This is a genomic window from Granulibacter bethesdensis CGDNIH1 (genome assembly GCF_000014285.2).
Taxonomy (GTDB): domain Bacteria; phylum Pseudomonadota; class Alphaproteobacteria; order Acetobacterales; family Acetobacteraceae; genus Granulibacter; species Granulibacter bethesdensis.
This window is the reverse complement of sequence record NC_008343.2, coordinates 989,613-1,004,002: the sequence shown is the minus strand read 5'-3', so window position 1 is coordinate 1,004,002 and position 14,390 is coordinate 989,613. Positions and strand designations below refer to the sequence as shown.

The 14,390-nt window shown below is 59.4% G+C and carries 16 protein-coding genes; 5 read left to right on the top strand and 11 right to left on the bottom strand.

What is annotated here, in order from left to right; translation table 11 throughout:
- The first annotated feature begins 133 nt into the window (after positions 1 to 133).
- Entirely contained in the window at positions 134 to 571 is a 438-nt protein-coding gene (locus GBCGDNIH1_RS16835; RefSeq protein WP_011631580.1) for a GlcG/HbpS family heme-binding protein, read from the top strand.
- A 9-nt stretch (positions 572 to 580) separates the two neighbouring features.
- On the opposite strand, the gene murI is transcribed toward GBCGDNIH1_RS16835, so the two are convergent.
- Positions 581 to 1,411 carry a glutamate racemase gene (gene murI, locus GBCGDNIH1_RS16830; protein ID WP_011631579.1) on the bottom strand — a complete coding sequence of 277 codons (831 nt, stop codon included), beginning with the start codon at positions 1,409 to 1,411 and terminating at the stop codon, positions 581 to 583.
- 126 nt (positions 1,412 to 1,537) lie between these two features.
- On the opposite strand from murI, the gene GBCGDNIH1_RS16825 reads away from it, so the two are divergent.
- Both GBCGDNIH1_RS16825 and GBCGDNIH1_RS16820 read left to right on the top strand, forming a co-directional pair.
- A complete protein-coding gene (locus GBCGDNIH1_RS16825; RefSeq protein ID WP_025286377.1) occupies positions 1,538 to 2,410 on the top strand; it encodes an undecaprenyl-diphosphate phosphatase in 873 nt (290 codons plus the stop codon).
- Between the two features lie 33 nt (positions 2,411 to 2,443).
- The gene (locus tag GBCGDNIH1_RS16820; protein ID WP_011631577.1) at positions 2,444 to 3,244 is read left to right on the top strand and encodes a platelet-activating factor acetylhydrolase IB subunit; all 801 of its coding nucleotides are present in this window, start codon (positions 2,444 to 2,446) and stop codon (positions 3,242 to 3,244) included.
- A 13-nt stretch (positions 3,245 to 3,257) separates the two neighbouring features.
- On the opposite strand, the gene GBCGDNIH1_RS16815 is transcribed toward GBCGDNIH1_RS16820, so the two are convergent.
- The 4 genes from GBCGDNIH1_RS16815 to GBCGDNIH1_RS16800 form a co-directional block, all read right to left on the bottom strand.
- Positions 3,258 to 4,928, bottom strand: coding sequence for a helicase HerA-like domain-containing protein (locus GBCGDNIH1_RS16815; RefSeq protein ID WP_043452754.1), 1,671 nt, complete (start codon positions 4,926 to 4,928; stop codon positions 3,258 to 3,260).
- A gap of 87 nt (positions 4,929 to 5,015) precedes the next feature.
- On the bottom strand, positions 5,016 to 5,792 hold the full coding sequence (locus GBCGDNIH1_RS16810) for a sulfite exporter TauE/SafE family protein (protein WP_011631575.1): 777 nt from the start codon (positions 5,790 to 5,792) through the stop codon (positions 5,016 to 5,018).
- 22 nt (positions 5,793 to 5,814) lie between these two features.
- A complete protein-coding gene (locus tag GBCGDNIH1_RS16805; RefSeq protein ID WP_011631574.1) occupies positions 5,815 to 7,467 on the bottom strand; it encodes a bifunctional protein tyrosine phosphatase family protein/NAD(P)/FAD-dependent oxidoreductase in 1,653 nt (550 codons plus the stop codon).
- A 64-nt stretch (positions 7,468 to 7,531) separates the two neighbouring features.
- On the bottom strand, positions 7,532 to 8,467 hold the full coding sequence (locus GBCGDNIH1_RS16800; protein ID WP_043452753.1) for an MBL fold metallo-hydrolase: 936 nt from the start codon (positions 8,465 to 8,467) through the stop codon (positions 7,532 to 7,534).
- A gap of 168 nt (positions 8,468 to 8,635) precedes the next feature.
- Here GBCGDNIH1_RS16800 and GBCGDNIH1_RS16795 point away from each other — a divergent pair, with 168 nt between their 5' ends.
- Together GBCGDNIH1_RS16795 and GBCGDNIH1_RS16790 are read left to right on the top strand one after the other, a co-directional pair.
- Complete coding sequence (locus GBCGDNIH1_RS16795; protein WP_011631572.1) at positions 8,636 to 9,325, top strand: peroxiredoxin; 690 nt, start codon at positions 8,636 to 8,638, stop codon at positions 9,323 to 9,325.
- Positions 9,325 to 9,714: an ArsR/SmtB family transcription factor gene (locus GBCGDNIH1_RS16790; protein ID WP_011631571.1), complete on the top strand. Its 390-nt coding sequence runs from the start codon at positions 9,325 to 9,327 to the stop codon at positions 9,712 to 9,714. The genes GBCGDNIH1_RS16795 and GBCGDNIH1_RS16790 overlap by 1 nt, the downstream gene beginning before the upstream one ends.
- 13 nt (positions 9,715 to 9,727) lie before the next feature.
- Here GBCGDNIH1_RS16790 and GBCGDNIH1_RS16785 read toward each other — a convergent pair whose 3' ends face one another.
- From GBCGDNIH1_RS16785 to rpiA, 6 genes are all read right to left on the bottom strand, one after another.
- Positions 9,728 to 10,279, bottom strand: a complete 552-nt coding sequence (locus GBCGDNIH1_RS16785; RefSeq protein WP_011631570.1) for a TetR/AcrR family transcriptional regulator — start codon at positions 10,277 to 10,279, stop codon at positions 9,728 to 9,730.
- A gap of 7 nt (positions 10,280 to 10,286) precedes the next feature.
- Positions 10,287 to 10,775 (bottom strand): DUF1348 family protein, encoded by a 489-nt coding sequence (locus GBCGDNIH1_RS16780; RefSeq protein WP_011631569.1) that lies wholly within the window; start codon positions 10,773 to 10,775, stop codon positions 10,287 to 10,289.
- 88 nt (positions 10,776 to 10,863) lie between these two features.
- Positions 10,864 to 12,123, bottom strand: coding sequence for a NupC/NupG family nucleoside CNT transporter (locus GBCGDNIH1_RS16775; protein WP_043453742.1), 1,260 nt, complete (start codon positions 12,121 to 12,123; stop codon positions 10,864 to 10,866).
- Between the two features lie 15 nt (positions 12,124 to 12,138).
- Positions 12,139 to 12,615, bottom strand: coding sequence for a copper chaperone PCu(A)C (locus GBCGDNIH1_RS16770; RefSeq protein ID WP_011631567.1), 477 nt, complete (start codon positions 12,613 to 12,615; stop codon positions 12,139 to 12,141).
- Positions 12,616 to 12,702: 87 nt separating this feature from the next.
- A complete protein-coding gene (locus GBCGDNIH1_RS16765; protein WP_011631566.1) occupies positions 12,703 to 13,209 on the bottom strand; it encodes a gluconokinase in 507 nt (168 codons plus the stop codon).
- A gap of 6 nt (positions 13,210 to 13,215) precedes the next feature.
- Positions 13,216 to 13,908 carry a ribose-5-phosphate isomerase RpiA gene (gene rpiA / locus GBCGDNIH1_RS16760; protein ID WP_011631565.1) on the bottom strand — a complete coding sequence of 231 codons (693 nt, stop codon included), beginning with the start codon at positions 13,906 to 13,908 and terminating at the stop codon, positions 13,216 to 13,218.
- Positions 13,909 to 14,390: the final 482 nt, after the last annotated feature.

The window sequence follows — 14,390 nt, the reverse complement described above, 5'->3', positions numbered from 1 at the left end:
CAGAGCGTTTGAAAAGAGGATTTGCCGCATCCGGCGGGAAACCGGCATTGGGCTTTTTGTCCCTCCTTTCCATGGCAGGGAAAAGGACGCAGCCTGATGAATAAAAGCTTTTCTCTGGTCGTTAAGGGATACCATGATCACTCTGGAAGACGCCGTCAGGATCGCCACCGCCGCTGAAAAACACGCTCGAAAAATCGGGCAGCCGATGAACATCGCCATCGTTGATGGCGGCGGAAATCTGAAGCTTCACCATCGGATGGATGATGCCTGGCTCGGCAGCATCGACATCAGCATCAACAAGGCGTTCACCGCGCGTGCTTTCGATATTTCCACCAAGGATCTGGCGGGTAATGCCCAGCCTGGCCAGCAGTTCTACGGTATCCAGCAATCCAATCATGGGCGTGTCATGATTTTCGCAGGCGGAATCCCGCTGCGGCGCGATGGCAAAGTGGTCGGTGGAGTCGGAATCAGCGGAGGCTCCGGCGAGCAGGATCAGAGCGTGGCCGAAGCCGCCGCAGCCGCCTTCGAGCAGACGGGAGCCAAACCGCCGGCTCCCAAAACGAAAGCCTGATTATCCGGCTCAGGCGGAGGCGATCTCCAGGGGCTGCCACTCCGGAAACCCCTCCGCCGCCCATGCTTGCCGTGTGGCCTCATCGGGGACAGCTCCGGTCGTAAAGACCGTCTGTGCCCAGCATGGCGCAGCTCGTGGCAGACTGTCAGGCGCGGCAGTAGCCGCAGCGGTAATGGCTATTCTGGCCGCCTGCCGCGCCACCGCCTCTGCCGGATCGAGCCATGCCACCGGACGCGGCATGGCCTGCCGCAACCATGGAAGCAACCGTCCGTAATGCGTGCATCCCAGCGCCACCGCATCAATGTCGGGGATCATACCGAGAATACCGAGCTCGGCCCTGACGGCCTCAACCAGCACCGTTTCGCCACGGAACACAGCCTCCGCATAACCGGCCAGATGACGGGCGCCATGGGCATGAAGCGTACAACCCTGCCCGTGTTCCTGCATCAGGGCCGTCAGATAAGGACGGTCAACCGTCGCCGGGGTTGCCAGCAGACCGATCTGGCGGGTGGCACTGACCGAGGCCGCCCATTTCAGGGGCGGCACACAGCCGATAAATGGCAGATCATGCCGAGACCGCAGCGCAGACAATGCCAGCGTGCTGGCCGTGTTGCAGGCGATCACGACCATATCGGGCCGCAACCGGGCTATTGCCTGCTCCAGCACCGTCAGCACGCGGGTGACCAGAGCCTCGTCACTCATCGCGCCATAGGGAAACCCCGCCGTATCGGCGACATAGCCAAGGGTCGCCGCAGGCAGCATGCGCCGGATACAATCGGCAACGCCAAGGCCGCCAATGCCGGAGTCGAAAACCAGAATATGTGCGTCCGTCTTTCTCACCCGGGTGGGGTGCCTCCTTCATGATCGCGGGTCAAGAGCATATGCCGGATACTGCCCCCGTATGCTTGCCAGAGCTGCCGGTTTCCGCCACTCAATCGGAAAGATGACCGGTTGAGGATAGAATCCATGAACGCGATCCAGGCCATCGCCATTGCTATCCTGCAAGGCGCAACCGAGCTTTTCCCGGTCAGTTCACTGGGGCATGCCGTTGTCCTTCCGGCATTGCTGGGCTGGAGCCTGCCGCAACACAGCCAGACCTTCCTGCCATTTCTGGTGTTTCTGCATCTGGGTACCGCGGCTGCACTGCTGCTGTATTTCTGGCGCGACTGGTGGGCGTTGTTCAGCGGCGTTATCGGCTTTGCCCCGGCCCATCATGTACCGCAAGCGCGACGGATTTTTATGCTGCTGGTGGTCGCAACGCTGCCAGCCATCGTAGTCGGCGGCTTACTTGAGCATATGTTGCGGGCGCTGTTCGAATCGGCCCCGATTGCCGCGTTTTTTCTGGTGGTGAATGGCGGACTTCTTCTGTTCGGGGAGAAATTGCGAGGAGCCGCCAGCCCTTATCCCCAGACCAGCGATCATGAGGTTACAGAGCGCCGCGCCCTGTCTACCCTCACCGTCATGGATGCATTCACTATCGGCTGTTGGCAGTGCGCCGCGCTGATTCCGGGTATTTCCCGCTCTGGTGCCACCATTGTCGGCGGATTATTGCGCGGAATCGATCATGAAGCCTCCGCGCATTTCTCGTTCCTGATCGCATTGCCGATCATTCTGGGGGCCACCGTGCTGGAAGTGCCAAAATTACTGCATGCCGATATCGCACCAGGCGTATTCCAGACCGCCGCCCTGGCTGCCGTAGCAGCCGGCATCACTGCATGGCTCAGCACGGCCTTTCTGATGCGCTATTTCCGGGATCATGACAGTTGGGCGCTGAAGCCTTTCGCTTTTTACTGCATCATAGCGGGCCTTGGTGCGCTGGCGTGGCTGCATTTCGCCTGACACAAGACCGAATCCCAGACAAGGACGTTTCAGATGAACGCTTCTTCTGCATGGACAAGGCGCACGATGCTGTCTGCAGCCCTTGGCTCCGGTCTGGCCATGTCGCTGCCACCTCGCCTGGGCCATGCCCATAACGGCAAGCCGCTGGCAGCAACACCGCTGTCCCGTCTTGATCTGCCCTGGTGGAAACATCGCTGGGAAGAAAAACAACGCGAACTGCGTCAGAAGCCGGTCGATCTGGTGTTCTACGGCGACAGCATCACCCAGAATTGGGAGAAAACCGGCCCCGAACCCTGGCAGAATTTCGCCCCGGTCTGGAACCATTATTATGGTCACCGCCACGCCATCAATCTGGGCTACAAAGGCGATACCACCGCACACCTGCTGTGGCGGATCGAAAACGGGGAAGCCAGCGGCATCAATCCCCGGGCTGCCGTCGTGCTGATCGGTGCCAATAATTTCGGCAAGCTCCGCTGGCCTGCTGAACCGACCCTGCAAGGGATCGACGCCATCATAGAGTCCCTGCATCGCCACCTGCCGAAGATGCAGATTCTGCTGCTGGGTGTGCTGCCCTCCATTCGCAATGAATGGGTCGACGCGCAGACTGTGGCCCTCAACCGTGCCCTGCCCGGTCGCTATGACCATCGTGTGACCTTTCTCGATCTCCGCGCCCTGTTCATGAGCGGGGGAAAGGTGGATCGCACCCGCTTTCTGGACATCCATCTGACACCGCCGGAGCCGCCTCTTCACCCGGATGCAGCCACACAGGCGGCCATGGCGCAGGCAATGGAGCCGCATATAGCCCGTATGCTCGGGGATACGCCGGTGCGCTGAGTGGCGTGGCGGTTCAGCGTTTCAGGATGGATCCGAGAATACCACGCAGAACTTCCCCACCAACCTTGGTACCGACCTGACTGCCCAGGCTGCGGATGACGGATTTGGCAAACGCCTCACCCAGCCCCTGACGCCCACCATGGCTGCCGAGCACATCGCCGAGCCACCCGCCGCCTTCCCCGTTCCGGGACGGGGTCCGGACTTCACGCGGGGCGGGGCGGGAAACCGGCTCTTGCGGAGGATAAGGGGCTGAATCGGCCAGCCCACCCTGCCAACCATTGCTGTTCCAGACCGATCCTTGTCCGGATGATGGCGGCAAAGGTGCCGGTCCCATCGCTGTGCCCCAAGGGTCACCGCCCGGCTCGACCGGCGCAGGAGAAACAGGGGCGGTCTCTTGCTGGCTGGAAGTCGCGCGCCCGGAAAGGCGCTCATAAGCGCTGATCCGGTCAATCGATGCATCGTATTTCGTACCGACCGGACTTTTGCGGATGATCTCTGCCCGTTCCTCCGCCGTAATCGCCCCTATACGGGAGCGGGGCGGCACGATCTGAACCTTCTGCACGACAGAGGGTGATCCGCTCTCGTCAAGGAAAGAAACCAGCGCTTCACCGACTGCAAGTGATCCGATCGCCTCCTCGGTATTCAGCCTCGGATTCTGGCGGAACGTGTCCGCCGCCGCGCGGACTGCTTTCTGGTCCGCTGGTGTAAAAGCGCGCAGCGCATGCTGCACACGATTACCGAGCTGTCCCAGCACAGAGGCAGGAATATCCAGCGGATTTTGTGTCACGAAATAAACTCCGACTCCCTTGGAACGGATCAGACGCGCAACCTGCGTCACCTTGTCCACCAGCGCCTTGGGGGCATCATCAAACAGCAGATGTGCCTCATCGAAGAAAAACACCAGTTTGGGGCGTGCCAGATCACCCACTTCCGGCAAGGTCTCGTATAAAGTGGACAGCAGCCAGAGCAGCACAGTCGCATACAGGCGCGGGCTGTGAATCAGCCGATCCGCCGCCAGGATGTTCACTGCTCCTCGTCCATCCGGCGTGATCAGCAGTAAATCAGCCAGTTCCAGCGCCGGTTCACCGAAAAAGGCTTCTCCGCCTTCCTGTTCCAGTCTCAGCAGGCGGCGCTGAATCGTACCGATCGTGGCCTTGCTGACATTGCCGTATTCTGTGCCCAGCTCCCCGGCCCGCTCGGCCACGTGCGAGAGAACAGCCCGCAAATCCTTGTAATCAAGCAGCAGGAGGCCTTCATCGTCCGCTACCGCAAAGGCGATGGAGAGAACACCTTCCTGTGTGTCATTCAACTCCAGCATGCGTGAAAGCAGGATCGGCCCCATCTCCGCCACTGTGGCCCGCACCTTGTGACCGGAAACCCCGAATACGTCCCAGAATACGACAGGCGCGGCACGATAGCTGTAATCATGAACGCCCAGCCGGGACGCGCGCTGTTCCAGCTTCGGATTGGGGGCGCCCGGCTGCGACAACCCCGCGAGATCACCTTTCACATCCGCACACAAGACCGGCACCCCGGCAGCGGACAGGGATTCCGCCAGCACCTGAAGAGTGATTGTCTTGCCGGTGCCGGTCGCCCCTGCAATCAGGCCATGCCGGTTGGCAAAAGCGGGCAGCAGACGTGCTTCATGCTCACCAGTGCCGACCAGAATGGGGGTTTCTGTCATGAGTCCTGCTCCGTACCGTTTTAAAAAACCGGTCGTCGGAATCCTAGGATGACACCTGCGCCGTGTCATCCACTCGGCACATCACAATCAGGTAAGCGTTTTCCAGAGCATATAGGCGGCAACAACGAAAATCAGCCCGGCAAACACTGTTCCCAGCATGCCGCTGCGCCCGGCCAGATAGCGGCTGACGGCAATCCCGACCATGGATCCAGCAATACCACCGAGAATGAACATAATAGCGAGTGGCCAGTCCACCAGCCCGCTGAACGCATAACTTGCCGCTGTCGTCAGCCCGAAAGCCGTGACCGCAACCAGCGATGATCCTACCGCATTCAGCAACGGCATACCGGTAGAGGCCACAAGACCGGGCACAATCAGAAAACCACCGCCAATCCCGAAAAAACCGGAAAACAGGCCGGTTCCCAATCCGTATGCAAGCACTTTAGGAGCTTTTTCGCGGTTGCACTCCGCTCCCGGATTACCCTCCCGCTTGCGGCCCCTGAGCATCTGTACGGCAATGACAATCATCAGCAGAGCGAACAGAAACAGTAATTTCTGTCCGTTCATCATTTTACCAAGCACAGATCCACCCAGCGCACCAAGAACGCCCGAAGCCGCATACATGCCACCACAGCGCCATTTCACGGTATGCGCCCGCGCATGGCCGATCAATCCTGAAAAAGCATTGGCTGCAACAGCAAGAGCACTGGTGCCAATCGCCATATGCGGCGACGGCACCCCCACCAGATACACCATCAGCGGGACAGCCAGTATCGAGCCGCCCCCTCCCACCACACCAAGTGTCAGCCCGACCAGACTGCCGGACATCGCACCGAGCAGATATTGGGTGGTGCTCAGGATCATCCGATCCTCCCGCTCTACGCGATCAGGCGTCGTTACGTCGGGCAGGTTTCGCGAAAACCTCTTTGCCCTTCAGCATACCGTTCCAATAAAGTGAAGGCAGAACACGTGCTTTCAGAAACCATGCCAGACGTGTCGGACGTAGACCATCCAGCAACCATTTCGGGAATGTCGGCAGCAGCTTGCCACCATAGCCGAATTCCGCCAATACGATCCGGCCACGCTCAACAGTCAGCGGGCAGGAACCATAGCCGTCATAAACATAATCCGGTTCCTTATCATGCAGCGTCGCCAGCACGTTGCCTGCCACAACCGGTGCCTGTTTGCGCGCCGCAGCTGCGGTTTTCGCATTGGATGTACCAGCGACATCGCCCAGCGCATAGATATTCGAAAAACGCACATGACGCATGGTGGCCGGGTCGACCTCCACGAAACCATCTTTTCCAGCCAGTTCGCTGCGGGCTACGACATCAGGCGCGACCTGTGGCGGCACGACATGCAGCATATCGAAACTCCGCTCGATACGCTCGCCATCTTTCTCAAACGTTGCAGTGCGGGCGGGACCATCAACGGCCACCAGCCTTGATCCGAATTGAAGGGAAATGCCGTAGCGTTCGACATATTTCATCAGCGCCGGCACATAGGCCGCCACGCCGAACAGAACGCCGCCCGCATTGTGGAACTGGACATTGATGTTACGGAGCACGCCTGCGCTCTGCCAGATATCACATGACAGATACATTGCTTTCTGCGGTGCACCGGCACATTTGATCGGCATTGGCGGCTGGGTAAAGAGTGCACGGCCACCCCGCAATTCTTTTGCCAGACGATAAGTATAGGGAGCCAGATCGTAACGATAGTTGGATGTGACACCGTTTTTCCCAAGCGTTTCCGTCAGGCCAGGAATGGCATCCCAGTCAAGCTTGATTCCTGCGGCGACGATCAGCACGCTGTATTCAACCACCGTGCCATCCACCAGAACAACCTCGTTACTGGCAGGCGAAAAAGACCGCACGAAAGAGCGCAGCCATTGTGCACCCCCCGGGATCACCGATGCTTCGGAACGGCGCGTAAAATCGGCACTGAAAACACCGGCGCCAACCATCGTCCAACCGGGTTGGTAATAATGCTCCGTAGCGCCATCAATAATGGCAACGGACAGATTTTTCTGACGCTTCAGCAAACTGGCTGCGACCGAAATCCCGGCAGCGCCACCGCCGACAATCACCACACTGAAGGTTTTGCGTCCACCGACCGGCGCAAGCGGCAGAAGCTGGGGGCGAAGCGGTTCGACATTGAAACCTCCACTCTGCGCCAGAGCAACGATTTCATCCGGATCCAGAATGCCAGACTGCGACAAGGCCCAGATCGAAACCGCACGTTGTCCGGTGCGGCAATATCCCAGAACGGGATGAGGCATCGTTCTGAACGCCTCCGCCATTCTGGCCACCGTTGCACTGTCTGCCACCTGCCCTGCGGCCACCGGGAAAGAAGCGAACGCCAATCCATGGCGCGCAGCGGCTTCGGCGATCCGGGTGGATGAAGGCTGGCCTGCTTCCTCCTCATCCGGGCGCATACAGAAAATGCTGCGATATCCCTCGGCCGCGGCCTTTGCCACAGCCTCTTCCGTCAGTTGCGGAGCGGCCGTGAAACTGGAAGTGATTTTATGGAAGGACATCGCGCCATTTCCTGCTGATACAGACTTCTGAAGACAAACACACAGTCATTCGCCAGATCAGCCATTACAGCAGATTGACCGGCACTTTCAGGTAGCGAACCCCGTTCTTTTCCGGCTCGGGCAGACGTCCCCCCCGCATATTCACCTGCACGGAGGGAATAATGAGATCCGGCAGATCAAGCGTCGCATCCCGGGCTTCCCGCATGGCGACAAAACTTTCTTCATCAACGCCGTCATGGACATGGATATTATGCGCCCGCTGTGCGGCCACCGTCGTTTCCCAGGCGAAGTGGTCGCGATGGGGCGGCTTGTAATCATGACACAGAAACAGGCGTGACTCTGCCGGCAAGGACAGCAGACGGCGGATAGAACGGTAGAGCGTCCGCGCATCACCACCCGGAAAATCCGCCCGTGCCGTTCCGTAATCCGGCATGAACAGCGTATCCCCGATAAAGACGGTATTGCCGATGATGAACGCCATATCCGCCGGCGTATGCCCCGGTACATGGAGCGTCATGGCAGGAATGCGACCCAGCGCAAAGCCTTCACCATCCCCGATCAAACGCCCGAACTGCGATCCGTCACGCGCAAAGCTGTCGCCTTCATTAAAAATATCGCCGAACGTGTTTTGTACTGTCCGGATATGCTCGCCAATCATCAGCGTACCGCCAAGCTGCCCGTGCACCCATGGCGCAGCTGAAAGATGATCGGCATGCACATGGGTTTCGATCAGCCATTGCACGCTCAACCCGTTCTGCCGGACCCACTCCACAATCATGGCGGCATTGCCGGTAGAGGTACGTCCTGATGCCGCATCGTAATCCAGCACGCAGTCGATGACGGCGGCCTGCTTGCTGTCAGGATCGAATGCTACATGGCTGACAGTATGCGTTTGACGATCGAAAAAACTTTGCACCACCGGGCACAACCCATCCTGGACGGACTGCACAATCTGCCTGCATGCAGCCCCGATCACCGGATCAGGCGGGGCTGTCGGCATAGAGGAACAAGAAATCTCCGTCACGGCATCGGCATCCTGTGGTCAGGCAGCATCTGACAGCGCCACCGCATTGATATGGATAGGAAGCAAATATACATTGTTTCAGAAAGAATGAAAGTTTAAATTGACCTTCCCCGTTTGCTCCGTGCATGAAAGGTCATCCCGTTCATGAAAGACAGCTCTGGCCGGATGACACCCCCTGTTTCCCCTTCGACACCGATCGAGGAAAAACCGACGCACTCTGCCTGCCCACCCCGATTGGGCGACATTGTTCCCGGCTTTTGTGCCCGCACCACTCACGGGCAGGTTTCTCTGGCTGATTATCGTGGGCGATGGCTGATTTTCTTTTCCCATCCTGCCGATTTTACGCCCGTCTGCACCAGTGAATTCATGGCCATCGCCCGCGCTGCCGACCGATTTGCGGACCGCCAGTGCGATCTTCTGGGCCTGTCCGTTGATAGCCTGCATGCGCACCTCGCCTGGATTCGTGCCATCAAGGCGCAGTTCGGCATCACCATTCCGTTCCCGATTGTCGAAGACCCCTCCATGGTGATCGGTCGCGCTTACGGCATGATCGATCCATCCGCACCCGATTCTTCTGCTGTCCGAGGCACATTCTTCATTGATCCGCATGGCGTGCTGCGCGCCGCGATCTACTATCCGATGCAGGTGGGACGCTCGGTCGAGGAAATGCTGCGTCTGTTGATTGCTTTGCAGGAGACCAGCCGAACCGGCACCCTGACCCCAGAAGGCTGGCAACCCGGTGAGGATACGCTGCTGCCCGCCCCCGTCACGCAGGCCGAGATGGCGGAGATTACGGATCGCTGGCTCTGCCGTTTTCAGTCCTCCGTGCCCTGATGGACAGGTTCACCCTTACCCCGGAACAGGCCACCCGCGCTGCCGGACAGATGCGGCTTTATGCCCAGCCGCAACGCCTGCTGATCCTGTCGATTCTGCTGCAGGGTGAGCACAATGTCGGGGATATCGAAGCCGCAACCACGATCGTCCAGCCCGGGCTGAGCCAGCAACTGAGCGCCCTGCGGCAGGCCGGTATCGTCTCCACAAGGCGGGAGGCAAGACAGGTTTTCTATCGCCTGACCGACGAAATCTGTGCTGCACGCGTACGTGCTGCCCTCACCTTGTTCGGCGAGGCAACCCTGCCCGATAGCGTGACATCCGCCCCCGCATCCCCCCGCACGGCGTATGCGCCCTCATCCGGGGGCGCCATATTCGCCCGGATTGTATGAGATATTCTCCCTATCAACGGACCAGAGACGCAGAAAGATCGCGCAGCACACGTGGAAACAGCGCGGCATCATTCAGCGCCCGCGCAGCAACAAGAGCGCCCTGAATCAGGGCCACCGCTTCTTCCGCCCGCCTATGCGCCGTATGTTCAGCAACCCCGCCCCGCGTCAGGGCGTCCGCCAGCGCATCCCGCCACGCACTGAAATAGGTCATGATCTGCGTCCTGAACCTGTCCCGCGTCTCCGACAGCGCCCAGGCCCCCACCAGACAGACCCGGCCTCCACCACGAAAATAGGCGATACAGGCCTCGCTCATGGCGATTATGGCTGCCTTCGTATCGGTCTGCTCCCGTAGAGGGCGGAATACCTGCTCCTCGAACCAGCGTGCCACATCTGCCAGCACAGCCTCCGCCATATCCTGCTTGCCGCCGGGAAAGAGATGATAGAGGCTGCCCTTTCCAAGGCCGGTTCGCGCGGTGATCAGGCTGAGACTGGCCCCTTCATAGCCATGCTCCCTGAACACCTCGCCCAGCGCGGCAATCACCGACATACGTTCCGGCTGTTCCATCGCCGGGTTACAGCCCTAATTCGGTCAGGCCGGGATGATCCGCCGGGCGCGGTCCCGAACGATCCCATAAAAACAGGCGCTGCTCCTGTGTGATCGGAACATCATTGATGCTCGCATGACGCGCTTGCATCAGACCGTTTGCCGCAAATTCCCAGTTCTCGTTGCCATGTGAACGAAACCACTGACCGTGTTCATTCCGCCATTCATAGACGAAGCGCACAGCAATGCGATGATCGCCATAAGCCCATAGCTCCTTGATCAGGCGATAGTCATGCTCCTTCTCCCATTTCCGGGTCAGGAACGCCTCAATCTCCTGCCTCCCACGCAAAAATTCGGAGCGGTTGCGCCAGACACTGTCAGATGTGTACGCCAGTGCGATGCGTGCCGGATTGCGTCCGTTCCACGCATCCTCCGCAGCACGCACCTTCTTCACTGCATCTTCCCACGAAAAAGGCGGCAAGGGAGGACGGGGCTGATCCTGAACCGTAGCAGACATGAAGGCTTCCTTTGTACCGATCGGTACAATAGAGCTGTCCTGAAAAGATTTTGCAAGCCTGTCTGCTGTCAGGAAATCCGCCCCGGTCTCATCCCAACAGCAATCCGGCCACGGCCCCACTCATGCAGGTCGCCAGCGTTCCGGACAGCACGGAGCGCAGACCGAGTGCTGCGATTTCAGCCCGTCGCTCCGGCACCATGGCCCCCATGCCGCCGATCAGAATACCGGCAGAGCCGAGATTGGCAAAACCACACAGCGCATAGGTTACGATCAGCCGCGCATGCGCATCCAGGGTTCCAGAAGGCAGATGGGCCAACCCATTATAGGCCACGAACTCATTGATGATGGTCTTCTGCCCCATCAGGCCGGCCGCCACCCCGACCTGATCAGACGGGATGCCCGCCAGCCACATCAACGGACGAAAGGGCCATGCAGCCAGCTCCTGCAAACTGGGCGAGCCCGGCATCAGGAACAGAGCATCGTTCACCAGATGCACCAGAGCCACTGCAACGATCAGCACAGTCAGAATACCGATCAGGGGCGCGATACCATCCCGCGTTCCCTTGACCAGCGCATCAAGTGCTCCGGCCGGCGCTTCCTCAACAGAAAGTGATGCCCCCAACCCTTTTTCCTTGCCACGATCTTCAGCCGTATCGAAGGGAACCATCAACGCGGCCATCCCCAGAGCCGCCGGCGTGCTGATCACCGACGCCACGAGAATATGCCCCAACGCGCCCGGCAGGACCGGCCCGATCAGGCTGGCATACAGCACCATCATGGTTCCAGCGATTCCGGCCATGCCGCAGGTCATCACGGCGAACAGTTCCCCACGCTGCATCCCGGCCAGATAAGGACGAATCAGCAACGGAGCCTCGATCATTCCGACATAAATATGGGTTGCCGCCGCCAGTGCCAGCGCACCCGAAATCCCCATCACCCGGCGCAGCAGCAGAGCCAGCACACGGGCAACAAGCGGCAACACGCCCCAGTAATACAGCAGCGCGGACAGAGCGCTGATCACCAGCACAAGCGGCAACACCTTGAAAGCCAGAATGAAACTGGCTCCCGGCATTGTTTCCGCGAACGGTAACGGACCCCCACCCAGATAACCGAACACAAAACCGGTTCCGGCGTCGGTTGCCTCCTGCAGGGTCAGTGCCACCCTGTTTAATCCCAGTAGCAGGACCGCACTACCGGGAATACGCAGCAGAAGCAGCGCAAACACCATCTGGAGTACAAAAGCCGATATCACGACGCGCCACGGCACCCGCGCGCGCCGACATTCCCCCAGCAACCACGCGATCAGAGGAAATGCCGCCAGACCCAGCAGGCCCTGCCATGTCGCCATCACCATCACCCTTGTCTAATGGTGATCTTTGACATGCTGATCATGGGCACCATTGCCCCCGGTCGCCACGACAGCATCCACCGTTTGCGCGCCTGCGTGCTGAAATGTCAGGGTCAGCGGAAAATGATCACCGACTTTCAACCCCTGTTTCAGCCCCATCAGCATGATGTGATAGCCACCGGGGGCCAGACGCACCGTGCCATTGGCGGGAATATCGAGGCCGGAAGCGGTGTCCATATGCATGATGCCATGCTCCATCGTGGTCCGGTGCAACTCTGCCGAACTGGCCACGGGAGTGGAGAAAGACACCACCCTGTCACCCTCTCCGCGCCCTCTGATGGTCAGATAGGCAACGCCAGGACGTTCAGCACCAATGGAAGGACGCGCCCATACCTCACTGATGAGAGGCGGCTCGGCCTGTGCCGAAACAGACCCCAACACACAGGTTCCGATGGCCAGCAATGACAACACCCAATACTGTCGGCTCTTCATGAGTCCCCCTTCATGGATCCGTTGAAATGTCCGAAGTGTCAGAATAAGTCAGCGACTCTGCGGAGCGAGATCGCCGCTGCCCTCCTGTTACAACCGGCGTATGATCTCCGCTACTACGGCATCAGGACTCTGGCCGGCATCCACTGTCAAAGCATGCTCCGTATCGGCAGGCTCTTCCAGTGTCGCAAGCTGGCTGTCCAACAGGCTGGCAGGCATGAAATGTCCGGACCGATGCTCCAGACGCGCCCTCAGAATATCCGCTTTCACCCGCAGATAGATGAGGCGTCGATCTGGCACCCCTGTCAGAACCTGCTCACGATAAAGCCGGCGCAGCAGGGAGCAGGCAAGAACGCCCCCTTGCCCGGATTCAGCCTGCTTTTTGGCCCAGGCCGCAATGGTGGCAAGCCAGGGTGCGCGATCAGCCGCTGTCAGGGCAATGCCCGCTTTCATCCTGGCGATATTGGCTGCGGAATGGAAATCGTCCGCATCCTGAAACACCAGCCCAAGCCGCCGCGCCAGCGCCTGCGCAATGGTGGTCTTGCCGGAGCCGGAAACCCCCATCACCACCAGCAGCATGGATCGACAAACCGCCATAAGGGCTCAGGCCGAACGCTGCCAGCGTGTGACGCCCCCTTCACCAGCGATAATGACGGTTTCTGCACGGTGGATGAAAAATCCGGTCTCCACGACACCGACAATCTCCCGCAACGCCGCATCCAGTGTCTCCGGCTTACGGGAGCCGCCCATCGCTCCGAAATCCACATCAAGGATATAGTTGTGATTATCCGTGACATAAGGAGTGCCATCCGCACCACCCCTCAATACGGTACGGCCACCGAGCGCCTGAATACGCAGATCGGTCGCCTGCCAGCCGAAGGGAACCACCTCGACAGGAACCGGCAGAGACAGATTTTCGGACAATTTGCGATCATCGACAATAATGACCAGCCGCTCACTGGCAGCAGCCACCAGCTTTTCACGCAACAGGGCGCCGCCCATACCCTTGATGAGATTCAAGGTGCCACGCTCTACCTGATCCGCACCGTCAATCGTGAGGTCGATCCGCGGATGGGCACCCAGATCGGTCAGAGGAATGCCGCCAGCCTGCGCCTGCTCCGCCGTGCGGAGCGATGTCGGAATTCCCACGATCTTCAGCCCCTGAGCCACGCGTCTGATCAGCGCATCCACCATGCAGGCAGCGGTCGATCCAGTCCCAAGCCCAACCACCATGCCATCCTGAACAAGGGCTGCCGCCTCTTCCCCCGCCAGGCGCTTCAGCGCATCCGTATCCATCGTTCAGGCTCCCCACAACCATTTTATCCCGATACGGCACGATGATTCTCAGCCGCATCAGGCACATACAATAAACAAGATTTTAAAGTGACATACTCTGCTCAGAAGATGCACTCTCCGTCTGATGCCCCAATATCGCAGAAAGGTCACCAGTATGGCTGCCCTGAGCATGGAACCGGAAGCAAAGGCTATCCGAAGGCAATCGGATTTTCTTTCGCCCGCTCTCCCCTGCTCGATCATGCAGAACAAGCAAATCCGAGTACGGCGCAATCTCACAGCGCAGTGTCACAGGTTTGTCGTGTGAAGGCAGTTGCGGACGACGTGTTAGATGATAGGCTGCATACTCCAGACTGACAGTCCCCACTGACTGCACAGACGACATTTTTCTGAACTGGCAGATAATGGCCCTGGCTGATAACATACCAGGCATATGGCATGCCCTGCACCAATGGCCTCACAACGGGCCTTACCCAATCGTGTAT

Excerpts from the sequence above, each read along its gene's own strand:
- GBCGDNIH1_RS16815 (WP_043452754.1), bottom strand. The coding sequence starts at position 4,928 with ATGACAGAAACCCCCATTCTGGTCGGCACTGGTGAGCATGAAGCACGT.
- GBCGDNIH1_RS16780 (WP_011631569.1), bottom strand. The coding sequence starts at position 10,775 with ATGTCTGCTACGGTTCAGGATCAGCCCCGTCCTCCCTTGCCGCCTTTT.
- GBCGDNIH1_RS16770 (WP_011631567.1), bottom strand. The coding sequence starts at position 12,615 with ATGAAGAGCCGACAGTATTGGGTGTTGTCATTGCTGGCCATCGGAACC.
- rpiA (WP_011631565.1), bottom strand. The coding sequence starts at position 13,908 with ATGGATACGGATGCGCTGAAGCGCCTGGCGGGGGAAGAGGCGGCAGCC.
- GBCGDNIH1_RS16810 (WP_011631575.1), bottom strand. The coding sequence starts at position 5,792 with ATGATCCTGAGCACCACCCAATATCTGCTCGGTGCGATGTCCGGCAGT.
- GBCGDNIH1_RS16820 (WP_011631577.1), top strand. The coding sequence starts at position 2,444 with ATGAACGCTTCTTCTGCATGGACAAGGCGCACGATGCTGTCTGCAGCC.
- GBCGDNIH1_RS16805 (WP_011631574.1), bottom strand. The coding sequence starts at position 7,467 with ATGTCCTTCCATAAAATCACTTCCAGTTTCACGGCCGCTCCGCAACTG.
- GBCGDNIH1_RS16765 (WP_011631566.1), bottom strand. The coding sequence starts at position 13,209 with ATGGCGGTTTGTCGATCCATGCTGCTGGTGGTGATGGGGGTTTCCGGC.
- GBCGDNIH1_RS16825 (WP_025286377.1), top strand. The coding sequence starts at position 1,538 with ATGAACGCGATCCAGGCCATCGCCATTGCTATCCTGCAAGGCGCAACC.
- GBCGDNIH1_RS16795 (WP_011631572.1), top strand. The coding sequence starts at position 8,636 with ATGAAAGACAGCTCTGGCCGGATGACACCCCCTGTTTCCCCTTCGACA.
- GBCGDNIH1_RS16775 (WP_043453742.1), bottom strand. The coding sequence starts at position 12,123 with ATGGCGACATGGCAGGGCCTGCTGGGTCTGGCGGCATTTCCTCTGATC.
- GBCGDNIH1_RS16785 (WP_011631570.1), bottom strand. The coding sequence starts at position 10,279 with ATGGAACAGCCGGAACGTATGTCGGTGATTGCCGCGCTGGGCGAGGTG.
- GBCGDNIH1_RS16800 (WP_043452753.1), bottom strand. The coding sequence starts at position 8,467 with ATGCCGACAGCCCCGCCTGATCCGGTGATCGGGGCTGCATGCAGGCAG.
- GBCGDNIH1_RS16835 (WP_011631580.1), top strand. The coding sequence starts at position 134 with ATGATCACTCTGGAAGACGCCGTCAGGATCGCCACCGCCGCTGAAAAA.
- GBCGDNIH1_RS16790 (WP_011631571.1), top strand. The coding sequence starts at position 9,325 with ATGGACAGGTTCACCCTTACCCCGGAACAGGCCACCCGCGCTGCCGGA.